Source organism: Chryseobacterium sp. BGARF1 (assembly GCF_001677955.1).
Classification (GTDB): Bacteria; Bacteroidota; Bacteroidia; order Flavobacteriales; family Weeksellaceae; genus Chryseobacterium.
In genome coordinates this window covers 1-420 of the sequence record NZ_LELA01000201.1, presented here as the reverse complement: position 1 = coordinate 420, position 420 = coordinate 1, and the positions used below count along the sequence as shown (strand labels likewise).

The window sequence follows — 420 nt, the reverse complement described above, 5'->3', positions numbered from 1 at the left end:
CTGCAATGTTACCGTTGTATTTAGGCTTTACCTGAAGAGTTGAAAAATCATTATTAGGAGTCTGTTCACCTTCTACCTGATTATATTTGATTTTATAACCAAACAGATCACTTCCTAAATTTGCAGGATCATTAATCTGTGTCATCCAGCCTCGAATATTATACAGATAATCTACCTGCTGCAAAGGTGTGTTTGAACTTGTTCCACCCACTTTTTTACTTTCCAGCTGCGAAAGCTCATTGTATTTATTCTGAGCAAGATATTCCAGAGGATTGTTATCAACCTGATGGGTATGGGTCAATAATCTGTTCTGATGGTCATAAGTAAAGTTCTCGGTAATTACTCTTTCGGTATCACTATCTAACCTTTTATGTTTAGTAATAGCCATCTTTGGTGTTCCCGAAAAATCAAGTTCAGATT

At 36.0% G+C, this 420-nt stretch carries 1 pseudogene; it reads right to left on the bottom strand.

Annotated features, from left to right (window positions below):
- A pseudogene (locus AB671_RS22620) lies at nucleotides 1-420 on the bottom strand (RHS repeat-associated core domain-containing protein); the annotation flags it as partial.